This window comes from Cognaticolwellia beringensis (assembly GCF_002076895.1).
Classification (GTDB): Bacteria; Pseudomonadota; Gammaproteobacteria; order Enterobacterales; family Alteromonadaceae; genus Cognaticolwellia; species Cognaticolwellia beringensis.
In genome coordinates this window covers 1220300-1237676 of sequence record NZ_CP020465.1, presented here as the reverse complement: position 1 = coordinate 1237676, position 17377 = coordinate 1220300, and the positions used below count along the sequence as shown (strand labels likewise).

Below are 17377 nucleotides of genomic sequence, written 5' to 3'. Positions count from 1 at the left end.
TAACCGAGCAAAAACCCGAGAAAAATTAACGCTTTTAATTTTGCCCAAGCACAAGCTGAATATTTAAATTACGAACATCATCCCAAGCTTTGTCGTTCGCCGCGATAAACCCCTTCATTTGTAAGGCATTAAGTAACTTTTCACCTTTAGCAGACTTTTTAACCGCTAAAAAGCCATTAAGCAATTTTTCACGAATATCGTCATTCACTCGCGGATGCGTAGCAATAGCATGTGGTGTATAGCCTTGCGATGTCCAGATAATTTTTAATTGCTCCCTAAAATAATCAGGTAAAGCATTAAAAGTGGCCTTAATGCCACCTCCTGCGACAAAACGGCCGGCAGCAATATTGCGATAAACGTTGTCATGAGAATCAACATATTCACTGTTAAAACTAATATCCCGTTGAACGAGGTTTGCCTTAGGAATAAGTGTGGCAGCAAAAGATGCAGGAGCCGGAAAAGCGATAGTTTGCGATGATAAATCGTCAAGTTTATTTATTTTACTGTTTTTAGTGGCAACAATAATACCTTCAATTTTCTTGTCTTGTTCATGCACCAAGGCTTTAAAGCCGACTTCATTACTGAGTACCACGTAATGATAAGGGTTCATGTAAGCAATATCATACTGACCTTGAGCTAAGCGTTTTTCAAAAGTAGGAATATCTGGGGCAGTAGCAAACTGAAGTTCGACACCCGATTCTTGACTAATAAATTTAAGTACAGGTAGCCACTTGCGGGCCAATTTAGAAGAAGACTGCTGAGGAACCACACCAAAAACTAAAGTCTTAGCTTGTTTTACTTGATTAGTTTCAGCTGCATACGCGTTCAAGGAACCCAAAAAGCAGGTGATGTAAGCTATCGCTAAGAATTGAATTAATGCTTTCATTAGTTACCTAATTTTTATTATAAATTTTAATGGCTTGGACTGAAATCATAAGTGTTAAATTCAGTTTTAAATTCATATGTACTTGCAAATTTAAAAGCTAAACACTGCTGTTATCTTCCATGAACTAATCTAGGCTTTAGCGATTGTAAAACATTTTGATACAATTAAATATCACTGACTTATATCATTCTATTTTGTTGTAGTGTTTATATCTGTTATTTGGTTGTTTGTCGTATTTTAGAGAATGACTAGTTCGGTTATTATCTATTCTTACTTTGAATGCAAAAGTAAATTATTTGATAGGTAAAATTGAAAACGAGGTTTTTATATTTTCATAACCTGGTATCATACCCACATAAAAAACTATCCCATGTAATTAATGAATAAACCAATTAAAATAATCGACTTATTTTCAGGCCCCGGTGGCCTCGGAGAAGGCTTTGCAGCATTAAAAGATGATGATGGTAACTCCCCTTTCAAAATAGCTATTTCAATTGAAAAAGAAAAAAGTGCTCATCGTACACTTAAATTAAGAGCTTTTTTTCGCCAGTTTAAAGGAAGTGTCCCAGAAGAGTATTACGATTTTTTAAAAGGGAAATTAGGGAAAACCCCCGAAGAACAACTTTATAAAATACCAAAATATATGGCTCAAGTAGCCGCAGCGGAACTCGAAGCTCAAAATTTAGAGCTTGGTAAAGATAATGATCTGATAAATAAAAAAATATTAGAAGTTATCGGTGAAGATGAATGTATTTTAATAGGTGGTCCGCCTTGCCAAGCATATTCAAATGCAGGCAAGAAAAATAAGAAAGATTACGACCCAACTGCCGATCCTAGAAACTTTCTTTATAAAGAGTATTTAAAAATCATCGCACAGTTCCAACCGACTGTTTTTGTGATGGAAAATGTTAAGGGTATGCTTTCAACTAAAATAAATGGCAAATCCATTTATGATACTATTTTTACTGATTTACATAACCCTTGTAAATCAGTAAAAACAAAACCTCAAAAAAACCGTATAAGACATAACTATAAGATTTTATCTTTAACTGTACCTGAATCTAACAAGAAGGATGTTCAACCGAAAGATTATATTGTTTATAGCGAAAATCACGGTATACCTCAAAGAAGGCACAGGGTTATTTTATTAGGTATAAGGCAAGATATATATCCAAATATCAAAGATGTTTGCCTTGAAAAAGTTAGTACTCAAACTTCAATAGAAGAAGTTCTAGCTGATTTGCCAGCATTGAGAAGTGGACTATCTAAACTAGAAAACACAGATAACAATTGGGTATATAATATTCAAAAGGATGTAAAGAAAACCATAAAGTCATTAAAGGAGAACAAACTACCTGAAATAGCAGATGAAATAGAATTGATATATAAATCTATTAAAGCCCCTACTGAAAAACAAGGACAAGTATTTTCTTTAAAGCGCACATCAAGTATCAAAAGCAAAGAATTAAGTGACTGGTTTTATGATAAAAAACTAGGCCAATATATCACTAACCATGAGACTAGAGGCCACCTAACTGCTGACTTACAACGCTATTTATTTTGTAGTGTTTGGGGTACCGTAAGCAAACGATTGAATTGGACCCCTCGCAGCCCAAAATCGAAAGATTATCCAAAATATCTATATCCAAAACATAAAAACTTTGACAGCGGAAAATTCGCCGACAGGTTTAGAGTCCAACCTTGGGATCTGCCTGCTACCACTATTACCTGTCATATATCTAAAGATGGTCATTCCTACATTCATCCAGACTACCTGCAATGTAGAAGCATGACAGTAAGAGAAGCGGCAAGAATTCAAACATTCCCAGACAATTATTTTTTTGTTGGTAATCGCACAGAACAATATGTACAAGTTGGAAATGCAGTACCACCATTACTAGCAAATAAAATAGCTAAGGTCGTTTCAAATATACTAAGCTAAAGTAAAGGAGAGCTTAGTATGCTCTCCTTTATATTAATAAAGTTTGAAATCACCCTGCAAAATCAAAATCTTGAGCATACGCACCTTCCCTGATTTTGACCGCCAACTTTAATTGCTTATCTGTCGGTACTTTCCCATAATTAATTAAATTTACATATTTTAATGGCATTTCTACATTCAAATGAAATGGCGGATACGTTTCAGAATAAAATTCAGATAATAAAGTCCATTCTTTAGCTGAAATACTCATAACATACTCTAAATCACTTATTGTTTTTGAGGTCTGTTTTAATTCTTTTTTCTTAACTTTAACTTCAAGTTGCTGCTTGTTATTTAACAAGTCTTTAGGATCAATAGTACTTATATCAATATCTAATTCTTGAAATTTAAGCCAACCTTTTTCAGATTTACAAAATTCTGAGGGATTAGCTATACCACCTCGAAATGAAGGGTCTGTTATTTTATTACGAACAAATTTACCTAACTGTACGATGTAATCAAGAAAGCTGTCAGAAACTGATTGCTTCTTATATATACGCTCTAAATTAATATCTTTCCCGTGTTTTTTTAAGGAGAACCTTAACAGCCCTAATGTATATGTTACTACTTCAGCTTTTAATCCCTTTTCAGCTTTATACCAATCAGAGCGGGGTATAGCATAATCAGCAGCCCTAAATAAAATCATTTTAGCGACTAGGTCATTAAAAAATACGGCTCCAAACTCATCTTCATTTTTTTCAAATTCTTTAAGAATCGATTGCCCTAGTAATTTTAAATTAGCTTGGGCCCCCTTTTTAACTTCATGTGGCTTCATTCTCCAAGTATTTTCATACTTGGCCATATCAGTTTTTGTAAAAACCTGATTTTTGGGATATTCCGCAATGAATTTGTTTTGTCTACTTGTGCTCATTGCTCTTAATTGTGTTGAATATTGCCCTCTTGCTCTTTCATAAAACCATTTAGTAGGGAAGCCAGTTTCGCCTGGTGGCATTAATTGCTTCCTAGAACGAGTTTCAATATTTGTATGGAATGGATGATTAGAAACTAAATCAGATTGCTGAATTGAATTTTGAGAGTTAGCAAAAGTGGCAATATTACTTTTTAAAATATCAGCAGTTTCTTTTTCTCCAACAACTGTTAGTTTCATCTGAACAAACACTTTAGTTAAGTCAATTTCACTATAGGAATACTCTCTATCTTCTCCTTTTAATTTACCCTTATCACGAGGTGAAAAATATATTGAAGCTGTTGTTTGACCACCATTCACAATTTGCATGTTTTCCAGTTCAGTAACTAACGTTTGACCATTTAACAACTCTGTTTTAATTGCTGTCGCAGTAACCGTTAAGCCATTATTATAAGCAAAGAAACGTTCTGGTTCAGTTAATAGCGATTTACGCATTCCTTTATTAGTCCCAGCTCTAAAATCTAAAAAAGTTCTCACATTGCTTTCTAGAAGACGTTGACCAAATTCATCATATATATCACTAAGTAATGTGGCTGGCATAATACCTAAATACGTACTTACGCCATTCTCTAAATCATTAGCAGGTAAAACTTTGAGCTCACCTCCTAACTCTTTAATATCTACAGTAAACTCTTCTGAATCACCATCTGACTGAGTTAAATCTTTTAATCTTTCGATATCCCAGATTTCGATAGAAGTATCTTTCTCTAATATTTCACCGATGGTTAGTTTCTTTACTCGTGTGCTTAATTGCTGATCTGTGAATATAACAACTCTGATTTTTATAGCATCATCAAGATAATGACTGATTTCATCTGCCGCCATTCTTCCAGGGTCAGTAACTTCAAGGTTTTTTATAAAGTTTTGATCGACACTCCCTTCAAAAAATTTGGTAACCCTTTTGCTTATGTCTTTAATTTTGGTATTAGTAAGGGTATCAATAAAATCTGGTTCATTTGTAAAGTTAACAACAATTCCACAAATAGTTTTCTCAAGTGCATTCCAGCTATAGCCATCTAATTTCATACCTTTATGGGTATTGCGATACGGACAATACTGAACATCATCTAAAATACCAGCTTCGGATAAAAGTTCGCTTACATGTTCAAAAAAGCTTTCTTCAGGGAAAATCTCATTCTTGTCTGCGTCAATGTTAGAAATACTATAAAGTTCATTTTTATATGCTAAAAGGTCATCCATTCTTAATTACCTCTTCAATTGATTTTTTACTTTCATATCCTTTAATCGCAGAAACTAACAAGTCATAACGTAAACCAGCAATAGAACTTGGTACATCCGAGTTTCTTAAGCATGGAAAAGAGTCGCTAATCTGATAAAGCGTTTGTGAAATTAAAGTATTTTTGCTGTTAAGTTGTTTTTCACTTGCCTTGCCATATAGATCAAAAACTTTTTGTATAAAAAGAATTTCTGTTGAAAGATCTTGGCTAATCATAGATAGACAATTATCGTATAAATCTTTTAGTGAATACCCAAACTTTGAGTCAGAGGGGTTCGCTACAATATGCAGTAAGTACAAATTTTCAGTTATTATATCTAGTTGCTCTAATGAACTAATTGTTATTTTTCTAGCTTCACTTGAGAAACTAGTTTTAACCTCAACGGCAATTTTGTTTAAAGTGAAATCTTGTTTTTTACCTTCGGGTCCTACCCAAAAACGTATTGATTCAAAAGGCGAATGATATGGTAAAATAACCTCTGAAAGAGTAAATAATTCCCCCCATAAACCAATATATTCAGCTTCAGATAAACCAGTTCTTTGAGGCTTTAAAAAATTAGCCCAAGACTTAATTCTTGCTTGTACTCTATCTAGTAATTCATGACCTGAAAATTGACTACAATTGTAAGCAATGTCTTTTGCAACTATAGAAAACTTGGTTCTTAATTCAAGATTCAAATCAGTTAAAGTACAACAGAGTCTTGTCGCTCCAATAAAGTCATTATCTACTTGTATGTCTAAAGCAGCTAAGCCTTCCAAAGCCATTATATTGAATTCACCTACTTCATGAACAAAAAACATTACTTTCCCAAGGCCATCAATTGAAACCCAAAAGCGTTCATCATTCAAATACAAACGCCTACCGCTAGGATAACAAGCATTAACTAATGATTCCCAAGGATCATCATTAAAAAGCTTCTGATAATTACTCTTCGTCATAGTCATCATAATCTGCAATTTCTCTTAATTTACTTTGAATCTTATTAACTTTATATTCATGCTTTGTTGTTTTATTTAATTCGATGATTTCTTTACTCGTCAGCCCTTTCAATTTATCAATACGAGGAAACGATAAAGAAAAACCCAAAGTAGCTTTGTTACCATGAGCTAATTTAATCTTAGGGTTAGGGTTATGCTTTTTGTTATAAGGAAATGGTGTGACATGAGCGACAGCAAATAAATAAATAATTAAACCTGGAAAGTCTCTTTCTTCCGCGCAAAGGTAATCAAAATTTACAGGTTTAGTATCCATTGAGTTTGAAACTAATTCAGGGTTCTCTAAAAATATCTTCTCATCATCTGGATTACCAAGTTGTACACTTGGGATATAATAATTTCCATCTTTAAAATTCATAGCTCGCTTTGGTAATATGATATCTTCCCCAACGAATGGGTATGGCGTATTTATGAACTTCTCATCGTTACTTTCAAGTAAATCAACCCACTTTGGATTACGGCTTTTACTCTGATTAAATAAGGCAACCTTCGGTGTTTTTAGTCCTTTGTTTTTCATACTTTTCAAGTGCGAAATTACAGCGCGATTTCCGATATCATCTTCAGGTAAATCAATATTCTGAACGAAAGCTATTATATCTTCATAACTCACATCAGAAAAAACAACAGGGCCTCCTTTATATTTATTTGAAAGTGTATTGTCTTTTTTCCCGCCGTCGGTCAATGCTTGAATAAATGCCCCTGCGTAAGCAAGGTTCTTAATATTAACATCCTTATTTTCCTTAAACTTAAAACGTCTTTGAATTTGCCCCCAAAGATCTTGTCTTATTACTTCTGACGTACCTGCCCCTATTTTATTTTTGGCTGTGATTATCATAGCGCCGGGGTGTTCTCTAACTTTTAAACCAAACTCACTTGGCCTATCACCTCTTTTACTCATCAAATCTAATTCTTGATAAATTTCTTTTATCGATGAAGAAATAAATGAATACCAATCATAAGATTCTTCAGGGAGATAAACTTTACATAGATCTTTGTAAGTAGGACGATAACCAAACCAACGACACATCTGCATTAATGTATCATATGCCTTTGAATTTCTTGCAAAATACGAAATTGACAAACCTTCTAAGGTTAACCCTCTAGAAAGCTTGTGCCCCCCAATGACTATTACTGAAAGCCCATATTCTTTATGCTTAGAATAATCTAAATCTTTATTATCGGATTTTTTGTTACTTTGGTTTATAGCCCATGTTTCAATTTTACCAGAAGCCTCTAATAGTCGATTAAATACATTTTCATAGTTTTCTTTAACATTGAAAATTTTGTTAAACGTTGATTCAAGTTCAGCTAACCTATTACTCGACCTTGCGGCTACAATATCAAGACCAGAATAAGCTATAATTGCTTGATTAATTTCTTTATGGTATTCCTCGATAAAAAATTCTAATTGGTTTTGATGATCTTTTAAATGAGAAACATTTACTAGCATCGTATTATGTGCAGCGTTTTCACCTCTAATACATCTTATAGCAACTACAATAATGAAAGCTCGTATAGCTTCTTTTAAGCTTTCAGGTAATAAAGGGACGCTTTGTATTTTTTTTAATTCAAAAATTGGCTGGTGGTCACTTATAAGTATTACAGGTGTTATTATGTCTTTTTCATTAGTTACCTCTTCACTTTCTAATTCTTGTGGAGTCCCATCCCCAAAAAAGAAATCCTGGCCCATATAATTATCAGGGACTGGGATTTTTATCATAAAGTCACGCGGGAATAGGTCATCTTCATCCGTATAAGAATTACTATCGGGGTCTATGAAAATATTAGCAAAAGGCGTAGCTGTATAACCAACATAAGTATTTCTATTGAATAGAGTTAATAAGTTCCGTATACAGTCATTAGTTTTAGTTACTTCTTCCTTATGATGCTTTGTATTTATTGAAGCATAATCAGCTTCATCATCTATTAGTAACAAAGGCCCATCTAGTCTTTTACCAGATTCAGGATTAAGAAAATGCTCTTCTTTAATGAATTTATATAAGCCTTCAAGAACACCTGTATGTTTTTTAATAGTGAAAATAACAGGATCAGAACCATTGAGCTTAAAGCCAAAGTTATCAGCAGATGGTTTATTAAAATCTCCCATTGTTGATGTGCCAGTATGGATTTTATTAGGATTAAAAATGCCAACGCCTATTGGTGCTGCCGTAGCTTTATTTTCTAAAATTAAATGTTTTGATTCTTTGCCTAGAACGCCTTCATCTATTCTTTCTTGGGTTTGTTTACGTAGATCATTCAAGTGACCTCCTAAAACAATTATGGTTTTATATCCACAATCGATAGCTTTATTAATTAATCCAAGATAATTTTGAGTTTTACCCGATTGAACATTTCCCATAACAAGCCCTTTTCTAGACCAAGTACCTGGGGTTTTAGGGTCACCAGAGTAGTCTAAAATTGAATCTATCACTTTTTCATTTTCATTTATGACATCTATAGCTCTAGCTTGAGATATAAGCATTTCTTTATATGCATTCCAATGTGCCCAATCTATTTGAGATTTTTTATTATTGAACCATAGAGGTAAGTCGGGGTTAGCTATCTTGATAGTTCGCTCACCAATTTTTATGTTAAACATGCTCTCAAGTTGAAATTTAAGTAATTTGAAATCTTCTCCGCTAAATTGAAAGTCAGGTATCTGTTTAAACTCTTGTACTACTTTTTTCACAGTTTCATCAATAAAACTAGGGGTAATTGAAACACCTAATTCTTCCATCATTTTTAGTTTTGATGCTATTTGTGATATTAATTTATTAAAAAAAGAACTATTCATTTATTTCTTCCTCAAAAACCCTATTCATTAACGCTTCCAATAAAGCATCTGTTGTATTTTCTTGATCTATATCTCGCGGAGATTCAGACATTTTTTGATAAATATGGTTTAAAGGTAAATTTTCAGCTAACTGGCCTAGGTACTTAATTAACTTGTTTTTTTTCTCTTTAGTTAGCTCACTAAATATTTCAAGTAATGGATCGTTTTCAGCAGATATTTGGTAACTGATCGTTTTATCATTTTCATTTTCTTGAATATTCCAATACTTATTAGCTACATCCTGTTTACCACGGTACCTATAAACACGTTTAGATCTTTTAATTGGATCTGATAAAAACTTACGAAGTTCTTTTTTAATTCTTGGCGGTAGCTGTAAGCTTGCCTTTTTAACATCTGTAGACCAATCCTGATCTAGTGATGAAGGTACGTTTACCTCTACTCTAGCTAAAGCACCTAGTTGACTTGTTTTTGCTAAACCTAACCACCCTCCAGCATTTATCAATCTCCCTTCTCGATATATATACAAACCTTGATTTTGTACTATGCCGTTAGCACCACCTAATCGCTCAAGTGGCTTTGATTCCATTCGATTAAAATGCGGTAATACGTGCGTATTAATTTCAATGTACCCTCCTTTACATCTTAATTTTTCAGAGCGACCTTCTTGATAGCCTTGAGAGCGAGACATAAAGGGATCAATTGGTTCTAGCTTCCTTCCATTTATTGAGAAGCGCCGTTTATTCTGCCCTTCCATAAACTTATGAAAGTGCAGCGATATATAGTCTGATAAATCACTTAAATTAGCAGACATAATTGTTTCATTGTCTAATGAATGACTTGTTTTATTAATGCAAGACAGTTTCTCCCAAATAACTTGAGTGCCCTGCCCCAATTGACTATCAAGTAAAAGTAATGGATGCGATTTAAGTTCATCTTCTTCAAGTATCTCTAAACACCAAGTATTTTCATTCTCAATACGGTCAATATCCCAAATGGCAGCACACAACGGACCGCCTACTTTTTTAGAAATAACTGTCAACCTTCTAGCTTGAGAAAAGCTGGCTGTTTTTAAACCTGAACCAAAGCGCCCTAAATCCCCCCTTAATCTTTCGTCACTTGGGTCCTTACAGCCAATTCGCATATTATGAATAAGCTCGTCAGGAGACATCCCATCGCCATCATCAACTATCGAAATATTGGGTTCTTCTAAACCAGGAAGTGACCGGATTTCAATATTTTTGGCATTGGCTGTTATAGAATTATCCAAAATATCTGACACAGCTGAAGGCATGGTATAACCAATTCTCATTAATGTTTTTATATGGGATTTTGGATCTGGGGATGCATCAGTAAAGCGACTCATAATTTATCACCTAAAATAAGTTTAACTTTATTGAGTGCTATATTTTCTTTAATATCCAAACCGTCGGCACTAGCACTAACCTCACACAAATAAATTACAAACTCATGTATACCTAAAATTTTTACCTTTTCTAAGTAATCTTCAAGCTGTAAGTTTTCATCGAAAAAGTCATCGATCGCCTTATTAAAAAATTCCAGTGTATAGTTTGAGCTTTTCGAAGTGATTGTGTTGTAAATACTCTCTTCTTCCATTTGAGAAATAATGCCGTCTTTACCGCATACACAAGCCGCTATTTTAACAATTACATCCAAAGTTTCTGTTTTCATAAAAATTCCTTCTATAAAATATTCAATACCAATAAGTAATCAACTTATCCGTTTAATTTAAGTAATCACCACTCTCTCAATTGCTGCATTTCTTTCAATCGCCCGCGTTGCATTACCAGAGCTTCAAACAAGTCATCTATTGAAGTGTTATCTGAATTTAATCCTGGCAATGCAATATTCGCTTCAGCAAAAAAACGCTTACTTTCTGCTGTGACGCTTGATGTTTGCTCTAGCGTTTTTGGCGGTGTAAAAAGCTTATTGCTGATCAAGTAGCCTATTGGCGCTTCATTTACTTCATGCTTATTATTTATTTCTTCTGCGCTAGCTGAGCTAATATCATCGTTCAACCAAGCAGTTTGCCACCATTGTTGAATTCTTGCTTTAGCTGTTTTTAACTTGTGCTCTGTCGGCAATCGGTCACTTTTTTGGTTATTAATTTGGCTATCAGTCGGCAACAAATTCCATAAATCGTTATTTGGCCAACGAGCAAATGGCATGCTGTGATCAATATCGTATTTTTGTTGTAACGACTTTGCTGACCACACACACTGAATTTGCTCACTTTTCGGTAACTGTTGCTTAAGCTGTTCAAAGCGATTTCGTACTTCGGTTGTTGTTCGTTTTGGCTCTAACCAATTCAGTGCTTGGTATAAATGAAACTGCTTTTCAGGCGATGAATATTGGCTGTTGCCCGAATAACTCGCCATGGTTTTAACCCACTCACTTACCAGTACGGGTTCAATCCAGCATGCATAACGATTAAACGCTAACCATGTTGATTCAGGTAATGAGAACTCGCCCCATTGCTCAAGCGTTTGCAAATCTAGGAAGATACTGTCTTTGGCTTTAACGGTTTTACTGGCAACGTCAAATACCTTTGCACTGCTATTAGCCTCTTGATTAGGAAAGGTAATATAACGACAAGGCATGGTTTTAATATTACTGACTGCCGCTGAAATGGTTTTATGAAGTGCTATGGCATCTTCACCGGTGAATAAATTACCGATGCGATAATCTGAAGCACTACGGTGCGTTAACTTGTGCCAACCATTAGGCTTCATAAAACCCATGTTTGGACTTTTATTAGGTGATTGAAATAACTGATGCGTATCGATTAAGTCTTTGTATTGGTGACACCAATAAAGTGCGACTAAACCCGCAGGTAAAATAACGCGATCACCAAAGGGTGATGACTCTCTTCGCAAAACAGCACCTGGGTGTCCATCGGCAATTCTTAGTAATACTCGTAACAAAGCCAGTTTATGAGTGGCTGCTTTACCATCATTAATTGCAACATGGCGAATAAATGGAAATGCACCTGTGCCATCGTCTGGCATTTGCAACACAAGGGTTTGCCAAGAAACGTGGCTTCTTCCGAGTTTGTCTGCTTCTTTTTGTGTTTCTAACTTGGTAAATAGACCAACATCAGTCGCTAACTGCTTTAATTCATCAGTGCACACGATATGCATTTTACGCTGTTTAAAGTCTTCTTCAGTTTGGCCGTGGCGAAGTGATATAACTAATTTACCGCCGGGTTTTAATAGATTGGCAAGTTTACGAATTGCGCGAGCGCGATCACTTTGAGGAATATGCATCCAAACTGCACTTAACAAGATTAAGTCAAAACTAACTTCTTGTTTAGTGATAACGCTTAAAGATGGTAAAGCATCGTTGAGCCATTTTACTTTTAAGTCTTTGGTGACTTCAGCGCCTAAATTGGCAAGCTCAGTTGCGGGTTCAACCGCATAAACTTGAATATTGTTATCGGTTTTATGCTGTTTTTCGGCTAGTTCGGCTATATGCTTTGCATCGCGACCTGCGCCAGCGCCTAAGTCAAGAATACGTGCATTAGGGTTTTCAATGATGGCTGGCAGAAATTGCGACCAACTTTGATGAACCTCTTCAAATGACTTTGAAAGGTATTGTTTGGCAAGCTCTTCTGCATTTTCATTATAATACTGAGGTGTCACTGCATCATCCTAATTGCACTACGTCCATTTACTCAAAATAATAACTTTGAGATATTAATACCATGCTAGATGTCAATATCAACAATACATTATGTAACACAAAGGTTGATTGAAATGTAATTAATTGTCAACGAGCATTTAAAGTTAAGTAATTAACTTACTTCACATTTATCAGTTTAGTAATGTTAATGTGTAAGCCATTTTATGAAATGACGATTCTAAACAATGAACAAACAAGAATACTTACAGAGCTGTTATCAACAATTAGTGCAGGTTTTTGAGCTTGCAAGCCAACACAAAAAAGATGAAAAACAAAAGTGTAGAACTGAGGGCTTTATGCATGCCGGTAAAGCATTGGGTGTTATATCACATGAAGAGGCTGTTGCTGTGATGGAGCAAGCGCACTTTGATGTATTTGGTGAAAGTATTAGCGAGCGCCGTGGTAGAAAAGCTAGTTTAAAAGCGGCTATTGCGCGAGGCGATGATGACTTTATTAATATTCCAGCTTATGAGCGTTGTAAAAGTTAGTAACGTTGTTGTCACTGCTTTTTATATTAAACTTTTGTTATTCGTTATTTGCTATTTGAAGTGGACAGGATTAAGACTTTAACAACTCCGTGTAAGAAAAAGCCTTAAAATATCGTTATTTGATTATGCTATTTTTCGAGTTGACGAAAGTAATCGAAAATTTCAGGTACGTTACCGTCACCCAAGCCAGCGTCTACTGCGGCTTGTAAGTTAGTAGAAGCGCCTTCAGCAATTCTTGATTCTGTGCCTAATTCTTCCAACATTTTTACAAAATATCCTAAGTCTTTATTCGCGTTAGCGATAGAAAAGCCAAGGTCACTTACACCGTCAACGGCGTAGTTTTTACAAAATTGCATAAACGGTGAATTCGACGGTCCTGCTGACATAATGTCGAATAGTTGTTGGCGGTCAACACCCGCTAAATCAGCCACAGCAAACGCCTGTGACATAGCGCAAACGGTGGTCATGCCCATAAAGTTATTAATAAGTTTCGTTGTGTGCCCTGCACCTAGCGCGCCTAAGTAAAATACATTTTCGCCTTGGTGTTGCAATACCGGTTTAACTTTTTCAAAGGTTGCTTGCTCACCTGCCGCCATAATGTTTAATAAACCATCTTTGGCGTGTGCTGGTGTTCGGCCAAGTGGTGCGTCGATCATACCTGCGCCTTTGGCAGCTAAGTCAGCACCAATTTTTTTAGTTGATGCTGGAATTGAAGTACCAAAGTCGACTAATACTGCGCCGGCTTTAATCCCCGCTAAAATGCCTGTTTCGCCATAAACTAAACTTTCAACCACGGCTGATGTGGTAAGACAAAGCATAACTATATCGCTTGCTGCCGCTAATTCTTTTGGTGTGGCGGCTACGTTAGCACCGCGCGCAACACAAACTGAAACTGATGCTTTCTTTTGGTCTAAAACAGTAACTTGGTAGCCTCTATTTTGCAGGTTTTCTACCATGTTAGCGCCCATAAGGCCTAGCCCGATAAAACCAATGGTTGGTTTTGTCATGATGTTCTCCTAATAAATCGCTAAGGTTTAACGGTGAATTACCGCCATGTGCCTAAACAATATCCATGGTGATAATTCAACTACACTGATGACGTTTTGTTTAAGAGCAGCGCAAACTGCACTTAAACATATTGATAAACCAGCGGTTAAAATTTAGCTTTTACACCAAACTCCCATTTTGTACCTGAGCGAGAGTAATCGGCGATGGTGGTATCGTTGCCTCGGGTCATAAGTTGTGGCTCATTAGTTAAATTAAGCCCTTTGACGAAAACACTAACATTTGAGTTGATTTTGTATTTTGCAGACATGTCCATATAGACAGCGTCTTGCACATATCGGTGTGAACGGTCTGGAAATGGCAGGCTGTTAGGTTGTAAATATTTAGAACGATACTTCCACATTAAGCGAACTGTGGTGTTGTCACCTTCCCAGTAAACTGACGCTGACGCGACATTTTTAGAGAAGCCAAATAAGTTTGCATCTGGAACAATACCCGCACTGGCAGGCTCTTCGGTAACAAAGTCTGAACTTGCGTAGTTCCACGCAACCTTAGCCCCTAATCCGTTAAACGGTGCAGGTAATTCAACAAAATGTTTTTGCGCTGTTATTTCAACACCTTTAATGACAGATTCGTCAGTAGAGGTTTGTTTCACTAAATGACTAACACCTGTGTACGTTGTATCAACGCCATCAAGGTTAACAATAATGTCACGTTGTTCTGTATTTGTTTCGTAACCACCAGTGAACGACTTATGATAAAGCGCTAAGGTTACCGCGGCATCTTCTGACGGATAATATTCAAAAGATAGGTCGTAGTTTAACGCTGTGTATGGGTCTAAGTGGTTACCATTGGCTTCACCGCCACGAATAACTTCTGAATAATCGTTATTGGTTGCTGCGTCACAAATGGTGTCGTCTTCATCTTCACAGGTTTCGTAACTAACACCTGCTGACATGGCATTTAATTGAAAACGAGACATTGAACGATAAGCTGCAGTACGTACATAAAACTCATCAGTAACGTGGAATGTTAAGTTTAAGCTAGGTAATACTTCGGTATATTCTGATGCTAAAGTTACGCGTTCAATGTCACCTGTTGGGTTAATTTCAGCGGCATAGGTATCGGTTTCTTCGTCAGTAGTAATATAGACTTTGTCACCCCAACCTTCAGATTCAGTTTTGGTTGTTACAACGCGAACACCAACATTACCGTAAACAGGGATCCCACCAATTTCGGCATCAAAGTTCGCCATTACGTAACCTGCGGTAATGGTTTCGGTAACATCACGGTCAGCACCATCACGGCCATCTTCACGCTCACCTATGTCATAATAGTCGGTACTAGTTGCGCCGGGTAATTGCCCCAATACTTGACCAATAAAACATTTATGATCGTAAGTAGCATAACGTGTTGCGTCGCCACCACTGCCAGGTTCTTCAGTAAATTGAATGTTGTTTGAATGACCATTTTGACAGTTGTCAATAATGCCATTAATTAACGCTGAGTTAGCATCTGGGTTTAAGCCGTCCCAGTTATTATCTTCGTTGTCACTTGACCCGTATCTTTGTGTGCCATCGGCAAGCACTAATGATACGTCATTAGTTACATAGTCAAGCAGGTGCTCTTTTGAATAACGTACGCCCACTTTGACGCTTGAAAAATATTCATTGTCTAATTGATATTCACCGTCAAGGTTAATGGCGAATATGTCATCGTTACGTTCTTCGTGGGCACGACGATATTCTACATAAGCATGGTCATCGTTAACAAAATTACCCATATCACTTGCGTCAAACACGTCTGAACCAACAAATCCTGAATCGTCAGGACCTAAGCGATTATCGTCTAACCAAGTTAATGTAGGTACATTACGTCCACGAAAATCTAATGCATAGTTATAACGCTCTGTTGAACGAAATTTAGTACGTTGGCGTAAACGGTAGCGATATGATTCAGAGTAAGACAAGTCGAGTGCGAGGGTTAAATCTTCAGTAGGTGAATATTCTATTTCTATACCACCACCACGATATTCATCAACTTGGTTACGGTCTTCACCTTGCAATGTTGGACGTGCTTCACCTGTTGCATAAAGCAAGGTGTGATCGTCTGCAATAATATGGTCGGCTAAATCATCTCGTCTTGAATCTAGCGCTAGCTCCATACGTTTTTCAGTGTATTCTAAATCTGAATATTCGTAATCTATATTAATTTCTAAATCATCACGAGGTATCCATTGAAAAGTAAATACTGCGCCGGTACGAACATCTTCATCTTCACCTGTTCGCCAGTAGGCGTCATTGGGTACATAAAAAATACTGCTTTGATCAAAGTCGGCTAAGTCAGTGTCTATGCCTAATTCTGGCTCGCGACCCACGCGACCTGAGCTAACACCTTGTTGACCCGTGGCACAATTACTGCCACCAATTAAGTTTGAACCATCAGCAGCGCGCAGTGCACATACTGCCATTTGTGAACTGCCGCCAAAGTTTTCTTCTGGGTTTGCAGAGTCTGAATGGTTAAGGCCTAGGGTAAAACCCATATCGCCTAAATCTTCTGTTTCCCATTGTTGAACCGTTGAGATAACAAACTTTTTACCCCAAGGCGAAGTGTCACCATCAACGTCGCTGTAATAGTCGTTATAAACACCCGTTGCTTGAACGGTAGTTTGCGCCTCACCATAGTCAACAGCGCGTAAAGAATTAACGTCGATAGTGCCTGACGTACCCCCTTCAACTAGGTCAGCTTGTTGTGATTTATAAATAACCACTTTGTCGACAAGTTCAGAGGGAAATTTTTTGAAGTTTACTGCACGACCTGGGCCGGCATTGGTAATGGTTCTGCCATTAAAGGTTGAGTAACCCCAATATGAACCCAAACCACGGATAGAGATTTCGTTTTGACTACCTTTTAAACGGTGACCAGAGGCACCGGAAATATTTTCGATAACGTCTGATAATGACAAACCAGGTAAATCGCCAAAGTCTGCTGCGGCTACCGCATCAACAATTGCCGTACTGTTCTTTTTCTCATTCAGTGAACGCGTCATCGTTCGCCTTAAGCCACCACTAACTTCAATTACTTCAATTTCAGCGTCTACTTTTTTTTCACTTTCTTCTTCCGCCGCTACAGCAGGAAATGCAAGTAAAGTTAATAGCGTTGATGCACAAAGAAATTGTTTAGGGTAGCTGGCCTGCTTGCGCACAACGCAGCTAATTTTATTTAACTTATTGAAAGTAGCCATTTATATTCCCGATTCATTATAGTTTTTATTTTCGTTGTTGTTTATTCAAACAATATAAAACGATATTGTCAACCAATTTGGCAACACAAAACATTAAAAAACAGACAAACCTATATTAC

Annotated in this window: 11 protein-coding genes; 2 read left to right on the top strand and 9 right to left on the bottom strand. The window is 36.5% G+C overall.

The genetic code is table 11. The annotated features are described in order from the left end of the window. Positions 1-34 precede the first annotated feature (34 nt). On the bottom strand, positions 35-886 hold the full coding sequence (locus tag B5D82_RS05225; RefSeq protein ID WP_081149747.1) for a phosphate/phosphite/phosphonate ABC transporter substrate-binding protein: 852 nt from the start codon (positions 884-886) through the stop codon (positions 35-37). A 379-nt stretch (positions 887-1265) separates the two neighbouring features. Here B5D82_RS05225 and B5D82_RS05220 point away from each other — a divergent pair, with 379 nt between their 5' ends. Continuing rightward, complete coding sequence (locus tag B5D82_RS05220; protein ID WP_081149745.1) at positions 1266-2828, top strand: DNA cytosine methyltransferase; 1563 nt, start codon at positions 1266-1268, stop codon at positions 2826-2828. Positions 2829-2877: 49 nt separating this feature from the next. Here B5D82_RS05220 and B5D82_RS05215 read toward each other — a convergent pair whose 3' ends face one another. The 6 genes from B5D82_RS05215 to B5D82_RS05190 form a co-directional block, all read right to left on the bottom strand. Next, the gene (locus B5D82_RS05215) at positions 2878-4995 is read right to left on the bottom strand and encodes an AIPR family protein (protein WP_081149743.1); all 2118 of its coding nucleotides are present in this window, start codon (positions 4993-4995) and stop codon (positions 2878-2880) included. Next, positions 4988-5971: a PD-(D/E)XK motif protein gene (locus B5D82_RS05210; RefSeq protein ID WP_172820622.1), complete on the bottom strand. Its 984-nt coding sequence runs from the start codon at positions 5969-5971 to the stop codon at positions 4988-4990. The genes B5D82_RS05215 and B5D82_RS05210 overlap by 8 nt, the downstream gene beginning before the upstream one ends. Continuing rightward, positions 5958-8822, bottom strand: coding sequence for a Z1 domain-containing protein (locus B5D82_RS05205; RefSeq protein WP_081149740.1), 2865 nt, complete (start codon positions 8820-8822; stop codon positions 5958-5960). The genes B5D82_RS05210 and B5D82_RS05205 overlap by 14 nt, the downstream gene beginning before the upstream one ends. Continuing rightward, on the bottom strand, positions 8815-10185 hold the full coding sequence (locus tag B5D82_RS05200; protein WP_081149738.1) for an ATP-binding protein: 1371 nt from the start codon (positions 10183-10185) through the stop codon (positions 8815-8817). The genes B5D82_RS05205 and B5D82_RS05200 overlap by 8 nt, the downstream gene beginning before the upstream one ends. Further along, a complete protein-coding gene (locus tag B5D82_RS05195) occupies positions 10182-10511 on the bottom strand; it encodes a hypothetical protein (RefSeq protein ID WP_081149736.1) in 330 nt (109 codons plus the stop codon). The genes B5D82_RS05200 and B5D82_RS05195 overlap by 4 nt, the downstream gene beginning before the upstream one ends. Positions 10512-10576: 65 nt before the next feature. Further along, positions 10577-12481: a class I SAM-dependent methyltransferase gene (locus B5D82_RS05190; protein WP_081149735.1), complete on the bottom strand. Its 1905-nt coding sequence runs from the start codon at positions 12479-12481 to the stop codon at positions 10577-10579. A gap of 225 nt (positions 12482-12706) precedes the next feature. Here B5D82_RS05190 and B5D82_RS05185 point away from each other — a divergent pair, with 225 nt between their 5' ends. Beyond that, complete coding sequence (locus B5D82_RS05185; RefSeq protein WP_081149733.1) at positions 12707-13009, top strand: hypothetical protein; 303 nt, start codon at positions 12707-12709, stop codon at positions 13007-13009. A gap of 128 nt (positions 13010-13137) precedes the next feature. Here the strand turns inward: B5D82_RS05185 and B5D82_RS05180 are convergent, their stop codons facing one another. After that, complete coding sequence (locus B5D82_RS05180) at positions 13138-14016, bottom strand: NAD(P)-dependent oxidoreductase (RefSeq protein ID WP_081149732.1); 879 nt, start codon at positions 14014-14016, stop codon at positions 13138-13140. Positions 14017-14162: 146 nt separating this feature from the next. Then, positions 14163-17258, bottom strand: coding sequence for a TonB-dependent receptor (locus B5D82_RS05175; protein ID WP_081149730.1), 3096 nt, complete (start codon positions 17256-17258; stop codon positions 14163-14165). Between the last annotated feature and the right edge of the window lie 119 nt (positions 17259-17377).